The following is a 17,555-nucleotide window of genomic DNA, read 5'->3' as shown; positions in this document are numbered from 1 at the left end:
ATGAGTAAACAGGCACTGGCCACCGCCGCGATCTTCTCAGAGGTCCCGAATGTGGCTCCGCCCGCCGACGCAGGCCAGGTCGCACTGCACGCTCGCAACGTCACCTTCGACTTCTCCCGCTCCCCCCTGATCTGGATTCCGGGTGAACCGATCGCCTCCTATGCCCTCTCGGCGCTGAACCTGATGCTCCCGGTCGGCGAGCAGATGTTCGTCGACGTGTTCAGCCGCGCCCTGCCGTACATCAAGGACGAACGTCTGCGAGAAGACGTCATCGGGTTCATCGGACAGGAGAAGATGCACTCGGATACCCACGACCACGCGTTACGCGAATTCTTTGCACAACACGGCATCGACCTGAGCGTGTGGGTCAAGCAATCCGAACTCATGTTCCAGCAATTTCAGAAGCGCATGGACGCGCTGCCGCCCAAGCTCCAGTACCGCGTCATGGTCCAGGGCCTCACCATGATCGCCGGTCTGGAACATCTGACCTCCACCGGCGGCGACTGGCTACTCAACTTCGATTTCGAGAAGTTCGGGGCCGATCCGGTCATCACAGACATGTTCCGCTGGCACGGCGCCGAGGAGGTCGAACACCGCAGTGTTGCATGGAATGTCGCCCGTTACTTCGGGGCAAGCCGTACCCGGCTGATGGTCTACTACCTCGGCGCCTGTGTGCCCATTGTCGGCGGACTGATAGCCGGAGGCTGGATGCTGGCCCGCGCGGACCCGTCGTTGCCGAAGATCGGCCCCATAAAGTTTGTTCGAGAAGTGCGACTGGCAATGAAGCGGGAGTCGACACTGAGTCTCGCTCTGCTCAGCAAGGCGTTCAAGGCCTATCTGCAACCCGACTTCACCCCGGAGGCCATCGGTGACACGGCGCAGGCAGTCGCGTATCTCGCGAAGTCCCCGGCGGCCAAAGCCGCCGCCGTCGCATGACCAGACCTCACCCGTCGCCACCGCATGCCCCGAGCGGGCTGGACACCCTGATGCGGCTCATGGATCGCATGGGGCCCTCGGTGTTGATGGCCCTAGACAAGGCGATGCCAGTGGTGCTGCGGTTGACGCCACTGATCACTCCCGAACCTCCCGAACCGGAGCTGATAGACCGAACGCTGCATCTGGTGGTGCGCAGCCGATCAGTGGTGGCCGCCGACGAGAACGTGGTGAGCCTGGTGTTCACCGCGCCCGACGGCGGAGAGCTGCCCAGCTGGCGTTCTGGTGCACATCTCGATGTCACCCTGCCCTCGGGTGCGGTACGTCAGTACTCGCTGTGCGGTGACCCACGCGATCGTTCCTACTACCGAATCGCGGTGCGGCGCATCCCAGAAGGTGGTGGCGGCTCTGTCGAACTGCACGACGAGGTTGGCGTCGGCGACAATGTCGAGATACATGGGCCACGAAATGCCTTCCCGCTGGCCACCTCCGGGCATCTCAATACCGCCAACCGTCAGTTCCATTTCATCGCCGGCGGTATCGGTATCACTCCCATCCTGCCCATGCTGGCCACCGCGTCCGACCTACAGCTGCCCTGGACGATGACCTATGTGGGCCGCAGCAAGGAATCGATTCCGTTCCGTGAAGAGCTGGCCCGCTATGGCGATCGCATCACCATTCGCACCGATGACGAGTTCGGGCTACCCACTGCCAAAGACCTGATCCCAGAGCTTCACTCAAACCTCGCGGTGTACTGCTGCGGACCGGGACCGATGCTCAAAGTGGTGCGGGACGCGGTCGCCGAACACCCGGGCGCAGAGCTGCATTTCGAACGATTCGCCGCACCGCCCATCGACAATGGGGTGCCCTTCGACGTGGAGCTGAAGCGCAGCGGCACCGTTGTTTCCGTGCCCGCCGATCGCAGCGCCCTGGAAGCCATACTGGCCACTCGTCCCGCTACCGCACACTCATGCCGACAGGGATTCTGCGGCACCTGCAAGGTGCGCGTGCTGGACGGCGTACCCGATCACCGCGACACCATCCTCACCGACCAGCAGCGCGCCGCCGGCGACATGCTGATCTGCGTCTCACGCGCCGAAGGTGGACGTTTGGTTCTCGATCTCTAGGCAGCAGCCCGCGATGCGGGCAGTCTCGTTCAATCCGAGTGACCAAGAGTCACAACAACAGAAGGCACAAACGGAGTCGGCATGACGAACACGATTGATCAAGAAGTCACCTTGCCCGGGGACGGCACCACGGAAGTAACCGAGCATGTGGTCCGCAACGGCGACATCGAGGTGGCCTACTTCGTGCAGGGCAACCCCGCCGGGGAGACCATCCTGCTGATGCACGGCTGGCCCGACACCCACCACCTCTGGGACAGCGTCGTGCCGCTGCTACGGGACAGGTTCCGTCTAGTGGCCATTGACAACCGCGGTGCGGGAAAAACCACTAACCCCAAGAGTTTCCGCGACTTCCGCCTCACCGAGATGGCCAGTGACTACGTCGCCGTGGCCGACGCCGTCAGCCCCGGCAAGCCGGTACATCTCCTGGCCCACGACTGGGGCAGCGCTGCTGCCTGGGAGGCCGTGTGCAACCCGGAGCTCGAGCACCGATTCGCCTCGTTCACCTCGGTGTCCGCACCGTGTGCCAGCCACATGAGTAAATGGGTGCGGGCCCGGCTAGCGCACCCCACCCCCAAGAACCTGGCATTGGCGCTGGGCCAGATCGGATCTGTCCTCTACATGCTGGCCTTCGGAACACCCGGTGTCCCGAACCTCGTGATGAAACTGCTGGTCAACGAGAAACGTTGGCGTAATGCACTGTCCATCGGGGAAGGCGCACCGCGGGAACAGATTCACCTGGCCCCGACCTTCGCCAGCGATATCACCAGAGCGTTGCGCGTCTACCGTGCGAACGCCATTCCCGCCGTCTTACACCCCGAAGAGCGCTACACGAATGTGCCGGTTCAGGTCATTGTCGGAAAGCGCGATCCTGCGATCAGACAGTCGTGCTATGACGACGAGCCCATCTGGAACAAGCAGACCTGGCGCCGGGTTCTCGACGGCGGTCACTGGCTGCCGTTCTCGCACCCGCAGGTGCTGGCGGCCGCGACCGTCGAGCTGATCGACACGGTAAGCGGCAAGCAGCCTGCGCGCGCGCTGCGGCGTGCGGAGATGGGCAAGGACCGCAAACCATTCGAGGATCAGTTGGTGGTCATCACCGGCGGGGGTAGCGGTATCGGGCGGGAAACCGCCCGGGAGTTCGCCCGTCAAGGTGCCGAGGTGGTGCTCTCGGACATCAACATCGACGGCGCCAAGGACACTGTGGCACTGATCGAACAGGACGGCGGCACTGCACACGCCTATCAGCTCAACGTCGCCGACGAAGCAGCGATCAACGCACACGCCGGCGAAGTGTTGGCCAACCACGGCGTGCCCGACGTGCTGGTCAACAATGCCGGCGTCGGTGCCGCGGGCGGATTTCTGGAGACCCCGGCCGCGGAATTCAAACGCGTCATCGACATCAATCTCTACGGTGTGGTGAACGGCAGCCGTGCCTTCGGCGCCCAGATGGCCGAACGTGGCCTCGGTGGTCATATCGTCAATCTGTCGAGCATGGCCGCGTACTCACCTCAGCAGAAGTTCACGGCGTACTCGACGAGTAAGTCGGCGGTGTTCATGTTCTCCGATTGCTTGCGCGCGGACCTGGCCACCCACGGCATCGGCGTGACCACCATTTGCCCCGGCATCGTGCACACCAACATCATTGCCACCAGCAAGATTTCCGGTGTGAGCGCCGAAGAAGAAACCCGCATGCAACAGGCCGGTGACAAGGCATATGCGATGCGCCGCTACGGCCCCGAAAAGGTGGCCAAGCAGATCGTGCGAGCGGTCCAGAAGAACAAGCAGGTTGTGCCGGTAACACCGGAGGCGCACCTGCAGTACCTCAACAATCGGGTCGCTCCAGGTTTGGGCCGCTTCTTCGCCAGCAAGGGCGGCATGACTGACCTGATGAAGCTCATTCCCGGACAGAAGGAAGGTCGATGACGACGTTCTCCGCGGCCCGCGCAGTGGACGACAATGCCCTGCCTGCGTATAAGGATCTGCTGGTACCGGACCTCGTCGCGGTCGTCATCGGGGCTGGGTTCGGCGGACTGGCCGCCGGAAACCGGCTCCGCAAGAAAGGGATCGAGAACTTCCTGATCCTGGAGAAATCCGACGGGGTCGGCGGAACCTGGTGGCACAACACGTATCCGGGCATCGAGGTGGACATCCCTTCGATGGCGTACTCCTACGCGGAGGCGCCCAACCCGAAATGGTCCCGAATGTTCGCACCCGGCAGTGAACTTCGCCAGTACGCGCAGGACTGCGCCGACAAATTCGGGCTGCGGGACAAGCTACGGCTGAACACCGCCGTCCGTGGCATCGTGTTCGACGAGATCAACGACCTCTGGCGGGTGCACGCAGTGGACGCCGACGGCGAATTCGAGATCACCACTCGATTCGTCGTCTCCTGCCACGGCGCCTTGAGCACGCCCGCGGTGCCCGATATCCCCGGGCTGGATTCCTTTGCCGGCAAGACGATCTTGTCGCAGGAGTGGGATCACGACTATCCGCTGGCAGGCAAGAGGGCCGCGGTGATCGGCACCGGGGCCTCCGGCATCCAAATCATCCCGGCGATCGTCGACACAGTGAAGCATCTGACCGTTTTCCAGCGCACCCCCATTTATGTGGGCCCCAAGACGAACCCGTCGATACCTCCTTTCCTTCGGAAAGTATTGCGATACACGCCCTTCCTGCTGCGGTCCATCAGGTTCGGCGGTGGGCTCGGCGGCGATCTGGTGCAAACCGTCGGCGTGGTGCACTACAAGCAGTTCCCGTATGCCACCAAGATCGCGGGCGCCGTGGTCAAGGCCAGCATGAGGGCACGTATCAAGGATCGCGAGCTGCGCAAGAAGCTCATTCCCACTTATGGTTTCGCGTGCAAACGGCCCTCGGCCTCGGCCACCTACCTTGAGACATTCGCCCGCCCGGACGTCGATCTGGTCACCGAATCCATCGCCCGGATCGTCCCCGAGGGAATCGAAACCGCCGATGGCGTCTTGCACCGCCTCGACACCCTGATCCTCGCAACCGGGTTCAAGGTGTTCGACTTGCCCTATTCGGTGCAGGGCATCGATGGGCAGGATCTCGGCAACTTCTGGGAAAACAATCGCGTGCGCGCCTACCAGGGCGTCGCGGTGCCGGGATTCCCCAACTATTTCCTGGCACCCGGACCCTACGGTGTGGTCGGGTTCAATTGGTTCGACACCATCAAGATGTGCACCAGTCACGCCACCGACATGATCGCCGACGGCATCACCCGGCACGCGACGCGCGTGGAGGTCAGTCAGGACGCCTTCGACCAGTTCTTCGATCGGGCCGTGGCCGCGACCGAGAACCTGGTGTTCAAGAGCCCCGGCTGCGCGAACTCCCACAGCTACTACATCAACAAGGACGGCGACACCCCGTTCCTGCGGCCGTTCGCGATCGCACATTCGAATGCGATGATGCGTTCTGCGGGAGAGGCTTACGTCCAGTCCCGCAGATACCCGGACGCGGCCGGACGGGTAACCGTCTACCCGTAGGGCGCGATCCGGACTCTGCTCGTCGAGCGCCTCGGTTCGGCGCACAAAGCCCTACTGGGCGGCGCTCACCGAGGACATGTGGAAGTCCGGGATCCGCAACGCCGGCATGGCCTGGCGCGTCGCGTAATCGCTCCACTCGCGCGGCAGCGTGTACTCGGTGACGCCCACCTGCGTCACCCGCCGCAGCAGATCGATCGGACTCTCGTTGAACCGGAAGTTGTTGACGGCGCCGGTGATCTGCCCGTCGCGCACCAGGTACACCCCGTCGCGGGTCAGCCCGGTCAGCAGCAGCGTCGTCGGGTCCACCTCGCGGATGTACCACAGGGTGGTCAGCAGCAGCCCGTTCTCGGTGGCGGCGATCATCTCCTCGAGCGTCGCGCCGCCTTCTCCGGTCATGATGAGGTTGTCGGCGACCACCGTGGGAGCGGCACCGAACTCGGCGGCGTCGGCACGCGAGTAGCTCAGCGCGTTGATCACGCCGTCACGCACCCAGTCGACGCGCCCAATGCCGACACCATTGTCGAAGACCGACAACGATTCCCGCGAAATCGGGGTCGCCACAAACGGGCTGCTTTCCAGCCCCGGGTACGACGGGTCCGAATACACCGTGACCGGCAGCTCGGTGAGCCGCTCCCCGAGCCGGGTGCCGCCCGGTGCCGCGAAGGCGTTGCGTCCCTCATGCGCGCCGCGCCCGCCCATCGTCCACACCAGGTATTGCATGAGGTCGCCGGTGGCCGACGGCGGCAGCAGCGTCTCGTAGCGACCGGCCTTGAGCTCGATCTGATTCTGTGCGGCCGTCAGCCGTTCATTGAGCTGGCGCAGCAGTGATTCGGTGGGCACATCGACGAACTCGGGGGTGCACACCCCGGCCCAGGCGCTGCCCACACCGCGTTTGGCGTTGATCTCCACCTGGCCGGTGGGCTGGGTGAACCTGCGGCGTAGCCCGGTCGACGAAGCCAGGAATGTGGTCTGGCGTTCGTGACGGGCGTATCCGTACAGGGTGTCGGGGCCGTCGAAGCCCGTCGACAAGTCGGCCGCCAGCGACCCGAACGCGTCGGCGCCGGTCGGTGAGATCGCCGCGTCCCAGCTCTCCCCCGCCGCGTCGCCGGGGCCCAGCAGCGGCATGGCATCGCGCGACGGTGGCGCCGATGCGGCCTCGGCTTGGCTGGCCGCCACCAGCTCCGCGAGTGCGGCGGGATCGGCGTCCTCGGTGAGCACCGAGCCGACCCGGGTCTGATCGCCTTGCCGCAGAATCGATACCACCGCGATGCTGCGCTTGACCGACTCGCCGTTGGTGGTCATGGAGCTGCCCGCCCAGCGCAGCGAGGCCTCGCTGCTGTCCTGGATCAAGACGATGGTGTCATCGGCGCCGCCACGTCGAGCGGCTTCGGCCAGGACATCCTCGGCGACCTGCTGTGCGGGGATCACGCGGCACCGCCTTCCTGCTTGGTGTTCAGAATGTTCACGCCGCGGAACAGTGCCGACGGGCAGCCGTGGCTCACCGCCGCCACCTGTCCGGGCTGGGCCTTACCGCAGTTGAAGGCTCCGCCCAGGCGCCAGGTGGATTGCCCGCCAACGGCTTCCATCGAACCCCAGAAGTCGGTGGTGGTGGCCTGGTAGGCGACGTCGCGCAGCTGGCCGTCCAGTTTGCCACCGCGGATGCGGTAGAACCGCTGCCCGGTGAACTGGAAGTTGTAGCGCTGCATATCGATTGACCACGACTTGTCGCCCACGATGTAGATGCCGTCTTCGACTCCGGAGATCAGGTCGTCGGTCGAGCGCTCGTCCGGGGAGGCCTGCAGCGACACATTGGCCATCCGCTGGATCGGCACATGGTGCGGCGAGTCCGCGTACGAGCAGCCGTTGGAACGTTCCTGACCGAGCCGGGGCGCGAACACGCGGTCCAGCTGGTAGCCGACAAAGATGCCGTCGCGCACCAGGTCCCAGCGCTGCGAGGCCACCCCCTCGTCGTCGTATCCGACCGAGGCCAGGCCGTGGACCTCGTTGCGGTCGGCGGTGACGTTCATGACGGGCGAGCCGTACTTCATGGTGCCGAGCTTGTCCGGGGTCGCGAACGAGGTGCCCGCATAGGCGGCCTCGTAGCCGATGGCCCTGTCGTATTCGGTGGCATGGCCGATGGATTCGTGGATGGTCAGCCACAGGTTGGTCGGGTCGATCACCAGGTCGGTGCGGCCGGCCACAACGCTGGGCGCCTTCACCTTCTCGGTGAGCAGCTCGGGGATCTCACGCAGCTCGGTGCTCCAGTCCCACACCCCGTCGCTGCCGATCGCCTCCCAGCCGCGGCCCATCGGCGGGGCCAGGGTGCGCATGGTCTCGAAGGATCCGGTGGCGGCGTCGACGGCGATCGCGTCCAGCTGCGACATGACCCGCACCCGCTGCTGGGTGATGGACGAGCCGAACGTGTCGGCGTAGAAGGTCTGCTCCTTGACCGCCGTCAGCGACGCCGAGGCGTGGTCCACCCCGTCGGAGGCCAGCAGCCGGGCCGAATACTCCTGCAGCACCGCGATCTTGTCGGCCTGCGGCACTCCGAACGGGTCGATCTCGTACTCGGACACCCACTGGACGTCGGCGTAGACGGGCTCATCGGCCAGCTCGACACGCTCGCGGTTCAGGCTGCGCAGCCCGCGTGCGACGGCCACGGCCCGGCGCGCGGTGTCAGCGGCCGCAGTGGTGTCGAGCTGCACATGCGAGGCGAATCCCCAGGTGCCGTCGACGATCACCCGCACCGCCAGACCGATGGTGCGTCCGGACACCGCGGTCTCGACCTGCTCGTCGCGCAGCATCAGCTCCTCGTTGATGAGCCGATGGATGCGCAGATCGGCATAGCTGGCACCGGCGGCGCGCGCCGCGTTCAAGGCGGCGTCGGCGAGTTCAGCGCGAGGTAGCGCCAGGAATTCGGAATCTACGGACCGAGTCACGCGCTCAACCGTACCTATGCCACACCGGTGGCTGCGCGCGGTTTAATGTTCCGGTGAGTAGGTCGCGGCAGACAGCCGTCGCATACGGGCTGCTGGCCCCGAGCCTGTTCGGCGTCACCGCGTTTCTCCTGCTGCCGATCCTGGTGGTGGTGTGGCTGAGCCTGTGCCGGTGGGATCTGCTGGGCCCCATCGAGTTCATCGGCCTCGACAACTGGCGTTCGGTGTTCACCGACGGCGCCTTCGGGCACTCCCTGCTGGTGACGCTGATCTTTGTGGCGCTGGTGATCCCGCTGCAGACCGTGCTGGGGCTGCTGGCGGCGACACTGCTGGTGCGCGGGCTGCCCGGCACCGTGCTGTTCCGCACCATCTACGTGATCCCGTGGATCTGCGCGCCGCTGGCCATCGGCGTGCTGTGGCATTGGATGCTGGCGCCCACCGACGGCGCGATCAACACTCTGCTGGGGCAGCGCATCGAATGGCTCACCGATCCCTCGCTGGCGCTACCGGTGGTGGCGGCGGTCAGTGTGTGGACGAACGTCGGCTACGTGGCGCTGTTCTTCATGGCAGGTCTGCTGGCCATCCCGGGCGATGTGCACAACGCGGCCCGGGTGGACGGCGCGACGGCCTGGCAGCGGTTCCGACGCATCACCCTGCCGATGCTGCGGCCCACGTTCTTCTTCGTGCTCGTCACCGGAGTGGTGAGTGCGGTGCAGACCTTCGACACCGTGTACGCGCTCACCGGCGGTGGCCCGCAAAACCGCACCGACCTGGCCGCGCACCGCGTGTATGCCGAGGCATTCGAGTCCGCCCACGTGGGACACTCGGCCGCCATGTCGCTGATCCTGTTCCTGATCTTGGTCGCGGTCACGGTGATTCAGCACCGCTACTTCCGGACGCGGGTGAGCTATGACCTGGTCTAGGAATGCGCTCGTCTATCTCCTGTTGATCCTGGGCGCAGCCCTCACCCTCGGGCCGTTCCTGTTCGCCCTGTCGGCATCGCTGAAGACCACGCGGCAGTTCTCTGCCGAATCCCCGCTGGCTCCGCCGAATCCGTTCACGATCGCCAACTACACCGGGCTGGCCGATGCCGGGTTCGGGCGCGCCGCGCTGGTGACGGTGTTGATGACGGCGATCATCGTGATCGGGCAACTGACGTTCTCCGTGCTGGCCGCGTATGCCTTTGCGCGGCTGCAGTTCCCGGGGCGCAACGGACTGTTCTGGGTGTATCTGGCCACGCTGATGATTCCGGCGACCGTGACCGTGGTGCCGATGTATCTGATGCTGACGCAGGTAGGACTGCGGAACACGTTCTGGGCGTTGGTCATCCCGTTCATGTTCGGATCGCCCTATGCCATCTTCCTGCTGCGTGAACACTTCCGCACCATCCCCAACGACCTGATCCGTGCGGCACGCCTGGACGGCGCCAACACGCTCGACATCCTGTGGCATGTGGTGGTGCCGGTCAGCAGACCCATCCTCATCACGCTGACCCTCATCACCGTGGTGTCGCAGTGGAACAACTTCATGTGGCCGTTGGTGATCACCAGTGGCGGCAACTGGCGGGTGCTCACCGTCGCCACGGCTGGGCTGCAATCTCAGTTCAACGCGCAGTGGCCGATCGTGATGGCGGCGACCACCGTGGCGATCGTGCCGTTGGTGATCCTGTTCGTGGCGTTCCAGAAGTACATCGTCCGGTCCATCACCTTGAGCGGACTCAAGTGATGAAGTCCTCCACGCGTGCCGCCCTGACGCTCGGGCTGGTCGCCCTGCTGCTGTTCGGAATCGCCGGATGGCTCGGCATTCCGAAGACACCGCACGGCAAGACAGTGGTCACCGTGCGGGTATGGGACCAGCAGGTGGCCGACGCCTACCGCAGCTCGTTCGACGAGTTCACCCGGCGCAACCCCGACATCCAGGTCGCGGTGACGGTGACGTCGTACGCGAGTTACTTCAACAGCCTGCGCACTGATGTGGCCGGGCATGGTGCCGACGACATCTTCTGGCTCAGTAACGCCTACCTGTCCGATTACGCCGATACAGGGAACCTTGTCCCCGTTGATCCGCAAGAAGATTGGGATCCGTCAGTCGTCGCCCAGTTCACCCGCGGTGGCAAGCTCTGGGGTGTCCCGCAGCTCAGTGATGCCGGGATTGCGTTGTACTACAACAAGAATCTTCTCGACGAGGCTCAGGTGGACCCGGCCGAGCTGGCGGAGCTGCGCTGGGATGCCGACCCCGCCGCCGACACCCTGCGCCCGATGCTGCACCGGCTCACCCGGCCCGGGCATTGGGGGTACAACGCCGCCAACGACTTGCAGGGCATCTACCTGAACTACCTCGGGTCGGCAGGCGCCGTCTTCCAGGCCGGTGACAAGTTCGCCTTCGCCAACCCCCGCGCCGAGATGGCGTTCACCTACCTGGTCGATCTCATCAACGTCGACAAGGTGGCGCCCTCGGCCGCCGACACCAACTCCAACAACGACTTCTCACGCAACCAGTTCCTGCAGGGACGGATGGCACTGTTTCAATCGGGCACCTACAACCTGGCCCAGATCCAGGCCAACGCCACCTTCCCCTGGGGTGTGGCGATGATGCCGGCCGGGCCCGAGGGTCGGGTCAGCGTCACCAACGGCATTGTGGCCGCCGCCAATTCGTCCTCACCGCACCCCGAGGCGACCACACGCACGCTGGCCTGGATGGGTAGCGCCGAGGGCAACTCCTTCCTGGGCCGCAGCGGCTCAGCCATCCCCGCGGTGCTCAGCGCGCGCGAGCCCTACTTTCAGCATTGGGCGGGTAAGGGCGTCGACGTGGCCCCGTTCTTTGAGGTGCTGAACGGCCAGCAGATCGCGGCTCCGGGCGGGCAGGGATTCGGAGCCGGATTCGCCGCGCTAAAACCGTATTTCGCCGAGATGTTCCTGGGCCGTCTGGACGTGCACACCGCGCTGCAACAAGCACAGCAGGCGGCGAACAAGGCCCTGGAGAAGTAGCGCCGCGCCGAGTGTGCGGATACGGTCGAGATTCCGCCGAAAATCGACACCATCGGCACACTCGACGCTAAGTAGCGCCGCTACAGCACCTCGAACAAAACGACCGCCGTTCCGATCGTGATGAGCACCAGCAGGGCCACGGCATCCCACCGGCCTGGCCGATGCGGATGTGCCGCGATCTGCCCGCTGCCGCCGCGCGCGGTGATGGCATCGCCCATTTCGGAGGCACGCCGCAGCGCGACGGTGATGGCCGCGGTCAGCATGTCGACAACCTCGGCCACCCAGCCCAGCCCGCGTCTGCCCTCACGCACCTGCGGTGGGCGCAGCCTGCGGGCCGCGATGAGCACCCGGAACTCGTCGGAGAGCATGGGGAACGAACGCAGCGCCAACGCGAGGGTGGCGGCGCGTTCGTCGACGGGAATGCCGAAGACTTTCAACGGGCGTCCCAGTAGCGCCACGGCGGGCGCGATCTCGGAGACGTTGGTCGTCCACGACACCATGGCTCCCGTGCCGAGTAGTACCAGCGCCACCGCAGTCGTGCGCGCCACCGCGAGCACGCCGTGGAAGCCGATGGTCAGTCCGCCTATATGCCAGAACGGCGGCCCGCCACTGAAGAACACGGTGAGGCTGCCCCCGATCACCAAGGCCACCATCCAGATCGGGATGGTGGGCACCGCACCGCGCGGGATGTGGGCCAGCCACGCGGTAATGATCACCAGAGCCGCCACTGCCCCGATCGCCGTCCAGGTCGGGAACAACGTCAGCAGTACCGAGATGAGGAATACCGCAATAAGTTTGGTCCCAGCCCACAACCTATGGATCGGGGAGGTTCCGGGGACCGGGCGCAGCAGAACCACCGGGCGACGCGGTGCACGTGTCGTCGTCATGAGAGACTCCCCGACCCGACCGATTCAGGGAGCAGCACCCCGGACTGCAGGTGCACCGTGCGCGGACACAGCTCCTGCATGCCATCGAAGTCGTGCGAGATGACCACGATGGTGAGCCGTTCACGCTCGCGTACCTGGACCAGTAGCCGCAGCAGACCCGCCTGCGACTCGGCATCCAGACCCGCGAGTGGCTCGTCGAGAATCAGGGCGCGCGGTGAACGAGCCAGCAGGCCGGCCAGCACCACCCGCCGCATCTGGCCGCCGCTGAGCTGATCGATGGGACGCTTGATCAGGTCTGCTTCGAGCCCGACGCTGGCCAGCGCAGCCACGATACGGTCGGTATTGCGAACGGAAAATCCTGCCGCCGAAGCTATTTCGTAGTCGACGCGGCTGCGCAGCAGCTGCAACCGGGCGGCCTGAAAGCTGATGGCCACCGACCCGACCTGATCGGAGACCGGCTTGCCGTCCAGCAGGCACTGCCCGGAGGTTGGTTTGGTGAGGCCGGCGGCGATCCAGGCCAGCGTCGACTTGCCCGAACCGTTTCCGCCATGGATGAGCACACCGTCGCCCTCGTGCACGGCCAGCGACACGTCGTGCAATGCGGTTTTCGCCCAGGGTGTTCCGCTGGCGTATTGGTGTGCGACGGAATCGAACTCGAGAACAACGGGCGACTCGGTATCGGGCCGCGCAGCCGTGGTGGTGGGCACCGGAACCGTCTGAATCGCGGTGGTCGCCGTCTTGCCGTTGACCGCACGCAACGCGATCTCGCGGTCTGCGGCGGCAGCCTCGGACTGGAAATGGGTGATGTGCACCAGTGACATCTGATGCTGATCGGTGAGCCGGGACAGCACACCCAGCAGATCCTCACGCCCCTTCGGGTCGACCATGCTGGTGATCTCGTCGGCCACCAACAGTGCGGGGTCGCGCGCCAGGGCCGAGGCCACCGCCAGACGTTGCAGCTCCCCGCCCGACAGTGAGGAGGTGCTGTGCTCGGCCATCCCCTCCAGGCCGACTTCGCGCAGCAGCCCCTCGATGTCGACGTCGTGATCGGCGGGCAGGCCCCACACCACGTCGTCGGCAACCTTGGTACCCAACACCTGACTTTCCGGGTGCTGCATGACGATTGCGGTGCCCCCGATGGCGCCGAGCCCCACCGAACCCGGCCGCTCGATCTCCCCCGACGTGGGTTCACGCCCGGCCAGAATGCGCATCAAGGTGCTCTTGCCCGAGCCGTTGGGCCCGGTGATCGCGACATGCTCGCCGACCTCAATGCTCATCGAAAGCGGTGCCAGCGCATCGGATTCACCGCGCGGATAGCGGAATCGCACATCCCGCAGGCGCGCGGGCACCGGACCCACCGCACCCGCAGGCGTCGGCGGGTCGAGCTGGTGCACATCGGGAATCACGGCCAGCCGCTTGATCACACGAGAGAGCACCCACCAGCCGAACAACGCGTTGAACAGGACGAATACGAAGACGATGCCACCGATGAACCACACCCAGTTGCGCATCGCGAAATCGATGGCGTTCGTCGCATTGACTCCCACGGGCTCCAGGTGCGGGATGTGGCCGATCATCTTGAACAGGCCCTCCAGCGAGGCGCGCAGGGCATCGAAGAGCAAGGTGCGCATCCGGTTCAGCAGGGCCAGCGCACCGACTGCCAAACCAGCGATGATCGCGCTACAAATCACCCCGAGCACCGTCAGCAGGGGCATGCCGTGTCCGCGTCGGCGCACTACGCCGGTAAGGCCACCGATGTAGACGCAGTTGCCCATGGCGATCAAACCGCCGAGCCCGGCGAGCAGGAAGGCGATGACGCCGCCGGCCACGGCTGCGGCCAGCAGCACCCGGACACGGTAGCGATATCCGAGCAGACCCATGGGTACGGCACCGAGTAGCTGGACGGCACCCAAGATCGGCAGGGCAACCCCGACGATGACCATGGCGGCGGTGAGCGCGGCCATGACGGCCGCCTGCGCCAATTCATCGGGTTTCAGCGGCACCCTGGTGAAATTCACTTCACAATTCTGCCAGCCGGTTTGCCCGCTCTCAGCACATTCTCAGCTTCGCGCGTCGCGACGCTAGTTCACTGCGACGCCGATCAGATGACCTATCACGTAGGTGGCGCCGATAGCGATGGCGCCAAAGGCCAACTGTCGCAATGCGCTCAGCCAGGGTGCGCGCGCCGTGAAGCGTCCGGCAACCCACCCGGCGACCAGCAGACCCACTCCCCCGCAGACCAGCCCCGCCAGCAGTGACGCGAATCCCAACAGGAACGGGATCAGCGGCACCACCGCACCCACCGAGAACGTCAGGAATGAGGAGATCGCGGCCACCCACGGCGACGGAGTGTCGTTGGGATTGATGCCGAGCTCTCGGGTGAGGTGGATCGTCACCGCGGTGTTCTCGTCCTGGTGAATCTCGTCGGCGGCCGCGGCCGCGGTCTGCGGCGAGAGCCCGATATCGCCGAGCATGGCGATGAGCTCCTTCTTCTCGGCATCGGGGTGCAGCTGGATTGCCCGACGCTCCACGCTCGCCTCGTGCTCGATCTGCGAGTTGGACGTCGATACCGACGTGAATTCACCCAGCGCCATGGAGAACGCACCCGCCACCAGACTGGCCGCCCCGGTCAGCACGATCGCGTGTGTGTCCAGCCCGCTAGCACCCACGCCGGCAACCAGCGCGGTGTTCGTGACCAGGCCGTCCATCGCTCCGAAGGTGGCCGCACGCAACCATCCCCCGGACACGTCTGGGTGCGTGTGGTCAAATTCATGCGGTAGTTCGGCAGATTCCGCAGAGCCGTCGAGTGCCACGATGTACGAATCTACTTCCAGGTTCCTGAAAACGCACTGCTCAGAGGGGAATTACCGACATGAATCGTTCACTGACCGTTTTCGGCACCGTGGTCTTGGCTGGCGGGCTGATGCTGGGCTGTTCGAGCAATGACAAGAAGGACGAGTCCGCGGGCTCTTCGGCCAGCAGCAGCGCCACCACCTCCACGGCAGCGGCGAGCAGCTTCGATATCGCCAAGATCGACGCCATCAAGGACCAGTTCCCCGCCGGATACACCGTCGAGGTGCAGCCCAAGACCACCGTGACCCAGGCGATGCTCGATCAGATGAAGGGCATCTTCGACAAGGCCACCTTCACCCCGCAGGAGTGCGCCGACAAGATGCTGGGCGCCTTCCCGCAGGTGACCGGTACGTCCATGCAGGGTGTCACCGGAGCCAAGGGCAACGGTGACCCGATGTCCAAGACGATGATCATCGCCGCGGCGATGGAGACGGTCAGCCCGATCCCCGCCGACACCACCAACGGGGCATGCGACAAGTTCTCGCTGTCGATCGCCGGCATGGCGGAAGGTACCGGCGAGAAGATCGACGCCCCCGCCATCGACGGTGTGAAGACGACCGGGACGTCCACCAACATCAAGATCAGCGCGCCCGGTATGGAGAAGGAGATGGTGCAGATCGCCTACTCCGCTCAGCTCGACGACCACCACGCCGTGTCGGTATCGGGCATGGGCGATGTCGACCGCAACGAGCTATCGGATGTCTTCGTGAAGGCCGTCAACGCCGTTAAGGGATAGGCCGAACCGGGATGCCCGCCCCTGCGGCAAGGGGCGGGTACCCGGGCATTCCCCAGTACGCGCCCGGCGGGTAGTACCCATAGCCGTACCACGCCGAGCTGGGCGCACCCTCGCATTTGGAAGTGTTTCCGGCAGAGGCGCACACGGTCGCGTGCGCGGTGCCCGCTGCCGGGCTGGGCAAGATCATTGGCGCTAAAGCCAGAGCTCCGACAGCGAGTGTCGAGCAGAGAACTCGCGCCACATTATGTGGTCGCTTCATGGCTCCAGAATACGCCGCGTTGCGGCACCAGCCGACGGATTCTCATGCCACCTGTGATTGGTATCCAACTCCATGCAAGACATAGCAGCGCGACACGTGGACGACAGGCAGATTCGCCAGGCATCAACACGTTTTGGGCAGTCCGTGAACTGTCGGATCGTGTAGGAGTTTCAGAATCGTATCGATGGCGGGGTCGTGTGATCCCGCACGGGTAAGAGCCAGTATCTGTGTCTGGATGACACGCGGGGGTTCTATTGCTTCTGAAGGTATTCTGTTGGCCACCAACGGCTTCAGCACGACCTCCGGCGGGGCGATGATGAAACGCATTCGCGACGGCACAAACGCAACACACGATCCGGAAGCCACGTGTGCAATCAGTCCGATCGTGGTGTTCGCGCTCGCGGTCTGCCGGGGAGTGAAACCGGCTGCTTCACACATGGATACGAGTTCGCTGACGAGGGATGTATGTGCCGTCCATGGCAGCGCGAAGCCTTCGTCTGCCAGATCTCCGACGGCCACATGTGGTTCCTGCGCCAGCCGGTGGTCAGCAGACAGCGCGACCATGATGGGCTCGGTCGTCACCATCGAAGCAGACAATCCCGTCAAATCGCCTAGCGGGCCATACATTATCGCCACATCGACGTGCCCGGACTTCGTGCGTTCGATCAGTTCGTCGTATCGGTAGTCCTGCAGCACTATCTGCAAGTGCGGCAGATCCTGCTGACATCGACGCAGCAGCGCGGGAACGAACGTGTATGCAAGAGAATCTGTCGCCCCCAGCCTGAGCCGGCTCTCCTCGCCCTGGGCGATACGACGCGCACGCATTACGGCCGCCTGCTGCGCCTGGAGAATTCCTTCAACCTCGGCGGCGAATGCCTGACCCGCGGGCGTGAGCTCGACAGCGCGCGAGGTTCTGACCAACAACGTCACCCCCAGGGACTGCTCTAGTCTGCTGATCGCCTGACTCAGCGAAGGCTGGCTGATGTAGAGACGATCGGCCGCCCGCCCAAAATGCTTCTCCTGAGCAAGAACACAGAACTGCTGCAGCACCCGCGGGCTCAGGTCAACCGACTTCACCTCACCAGTATTGCGTTAAAAACGGGCATACCCCGCGACAGAACCGAGCCTATTTGCGAACCGAATGTGACGTAGATCAATCCACCTTCAGGTATCCAACGGATGGACCTCGCACGATTGTCTACAGACTATGAATACGGCGGGTGGTTGGTATTGGACGACAATGCCCCGCCAACCTGAAATGGGTGTCACGTGTCGCCTATCTACTGCACGCCCTGCCTTCACAGGATAAGCGCAGAACCAAAAAAGACACATAG

15 protein-coding genes are annotated in these 17,555 nt (G+C 64.7%); 8 read left to right on the top strand and 7 right to left on the bottom strand.

Annotated elements, in window-relative coordinates:
- The 4 genes from MSTE_RS08585 to MSTE_RS08570 all read left to right on the top strand — a co-directional run bounded on the left by MSTE_RS08585 (position 1) and on the right by MSTE_RS08570 (position 5,563).
- Entirely contained in the window at positions 1-936 is a 936-nt protein-coding gene (locus tag MSTE_RS08585; protein ID WP_096500459.1) for a metal-dependent hydrolase, read from the top strand.
- 50 nt (positions 937-986) lie between these two features.
- The gene (locus MSTE_RS08580) at positions 987-2,060 is read left to right on the top strand and encodes a PDR/VanB family oxidoreductase (RefSeq protein WP_096500457.1); all 1,074 of its coding nucleotides are present in this window, start codon (positions 987-989) and stop codon (positions 2,058-2,060) included.
- Positions 2,061-2,141: 81 nt separating this feature from the next.
- The gene (locus tag MSTE_RS08575; protein ID WP_096500455.1) at positions 2,142-3,983 is read left to right on the top strand and encodes an SDR family oxidoreductase; all 1,842 of its coding nucleotides are present in this window, start codon (positions 2,142-2,144) and stop codon (positions 3,981-3,983) included.
- Positions 3,980-5,563, top strand: a complete 1,584-nt coding sequence (locus MSTE_RS08570; protein ID WP_096500453.1) for a flavin-containing monooxygenase — start codon at positions 3,980-3,982, stop codon at positions 5,561-5,563. The genes MSTE_RS08575 and MSTE_RS08570 overlap by 4 nt, the downstream gene beginning before the upstream one ends.
- Before the next feature lie 51 nt (positions 5,564-5,614).
- Here MSTE_RS08570 and MSTE_RS08565 read toward each other — a convergent pair whose 3' ends face one another.
- Positions 5,615-6,991 carry a metallopeptidase TldD-related protein gene (locus MSTE_RS08565; RefSeq protein WP_096500451.1) on the bottom strand — a complete coding sequence of 459 codons (1,377 nt, stop codon included), beginning with the start codon at positions 6,989-6,991 and terminating at the stop codon, positions 5,615-5,617.
- Positions 6,988-8,502 carry a TldD/PmbA family protein gene (locus MSTE_RS08560; RefSeq protein WP_070916292.1) on the bottom strand — a complete coding sequence of 505 codons (1,515 nt, stop codon included), beginning with the start codon at positions 8,500-8,502 and terminating at the stop codon, positions 6,988-6,990. The genes MSTE_RS08565 and MSTE_RS08560 overlap by 4 nt, the downstream gene beginning before the upstream one ends.
- A 53-nt stretch (positions 8,503-8,555) precedes the next feature.
- Between MSTE_RS08560 and MSTE_RS08555 the strand changes: the two genes are divergently transcribed.
- The 3 genes from MSTE_RS08555 to MSTE_RS08545 are packed head-to-tail and all read left to right on the top strand — an operon-like array spanning position 8,556 to position 11,486.
- Positions 8,556-9,422, top strand: a complete 867-nt coding sequence (locus MSTE_RS08555) for a carbohydrate ABC transporter permease (RefSeq protein WP_096500449.1) — start codon at positions 8,556-8,558, stop codon at positions 9,420-9,422.
- Positions 9,409-10,224 (top strand): carbohydrate ABC transporter permease, encoded by an 816-nt coding sequence (locus tag MSTE_RS08550; protein ID WP_096500447.1) that lies wholly within the window; start codon positions 9,409-9,411, stop codon positions 10,222-10,224. The genes MSTE_RS08555 and MSTE_RS08550 overlap by 14 nt, the downstream gene beginning before the upstream one ends.
- Positions 10,224-11,486 carry an ABC transporter substrate-binding protein gene (locus MSTE_RS08545; RefSeq protein ID WP_096500445.1) on the top strand — a complete coding sequence of 421 codons (1,263 nt, stop codon included), beginning with the start codon at positions 10,224-10,226 and terminating at the stop codon, positions 11,484-11,486. Before MSTE_RS08550 ends, MSTE_RS08545 begins: the two co-directional genes overlap by 1 nt.
- A gap of 80 nt (positions 11,487-11,566) precedes the next feature.
- On the opposite strand, the gene MSTE_RS08540 is transcribed toward MSTE_RS08545, so the two are convergent.
- The 3 genes from MSTE_RS08540 to MSTE_RS08530 all read right to left on the bottom strand — a co-directional run bounded on the left by MSTE_RS08540 (position 11,567) and on the right by MSTE_RS08530 (position 15,186).
- Entirely contained in the window at positions 11,567-12,373 is an 807-nt protein-coding gene (locus MSTE_RS08540; protein ID WP_096500443.1) for an energy-coupling factor transporter transmembrane component T family protein, read from the bottom strand.
- On the bottom strand, positions 12,370-14,370 hold the full coding sequence (locus MSTE_RS08535; protein ID WP_162291600.1) for an ABC transporter ATP-binding protein: 2,001 nt from the start codon (positions 14,368-14,370) through the stop codon (positions 12,370-12,372). Before MSTE_RS08535 ends, MSTE_RS08540 begins: the two co-directional genes overlap by 4 nt.
- A gap of 84 nt (positions 14,371-14,454) precedes the next feature.
- Positions 14,455-15,186, bottom strand: a complete 732-nt coding sequence (locus MSTE_RS08530) for a VIT1/CCC1 transporter family protein (protein WP_070942584.1) — start codon at positions 15,184-15,186, stop codon at positions 14,455-14,457.
- A 59-nt stretch (positions 15,187-15,245) separates the two neighbouring features.
- Here MSTE_RS08530 and MSTE_RS08525 point away from each other — a divergent pair, with 59 nt between their 5' ends.
- Entirely contained in the window at positions 15,246-15,962 is a 717-nt protein-coding gene (locus MSTE_RS08525; protein ID WP_030095242.1) for a DUF5642 family protein, read from the top strand.
- Here MSTE_RS08525 and MSTE_RS24935 read toward each other — a convergent pair.
- Entirely contained in the window at positions 15,952-16,221 is a 270-nt protein-coding gene (locus MSTE_RS24935) for a hypothetical protein (protein WP_123771724.1), read from the bottom strand. The genes MSTE_RS08525 and MSTE_RS24935 overlap by 11 nt on opposite strands.
- Before the next feature lie 123 nt (positions 16,222-16,344).
- Complete coding sequence (locus tag MSTE_RS08520) at positions 16,345-17,298, bottom strand: LysR family transcriptional regulator (RefSeq protein WP_096500439.1); 954 nt, start codon at positions 17,296-17,298, stop codon at positions 16,345-16,347.
- Positions 17,299-17,555: the final 257 nt, after the last annotated feature.

This window comes from [Mycobacterium] stephanolepidis, assembly GCF_002356335.1.
GTDB classification, from domain to species: domain Bacteria; phylum Actinomycetota; class Actinomycetes; order Mycobacteriales; family Mycobacteriaceae; genus Mycobacterium; species Mycobacterium stephanolepidis.
Note: the sequence above shows the minus strand (reverse complement) of the source record. Positions and strands in the feature narration are given on the sequence as shown.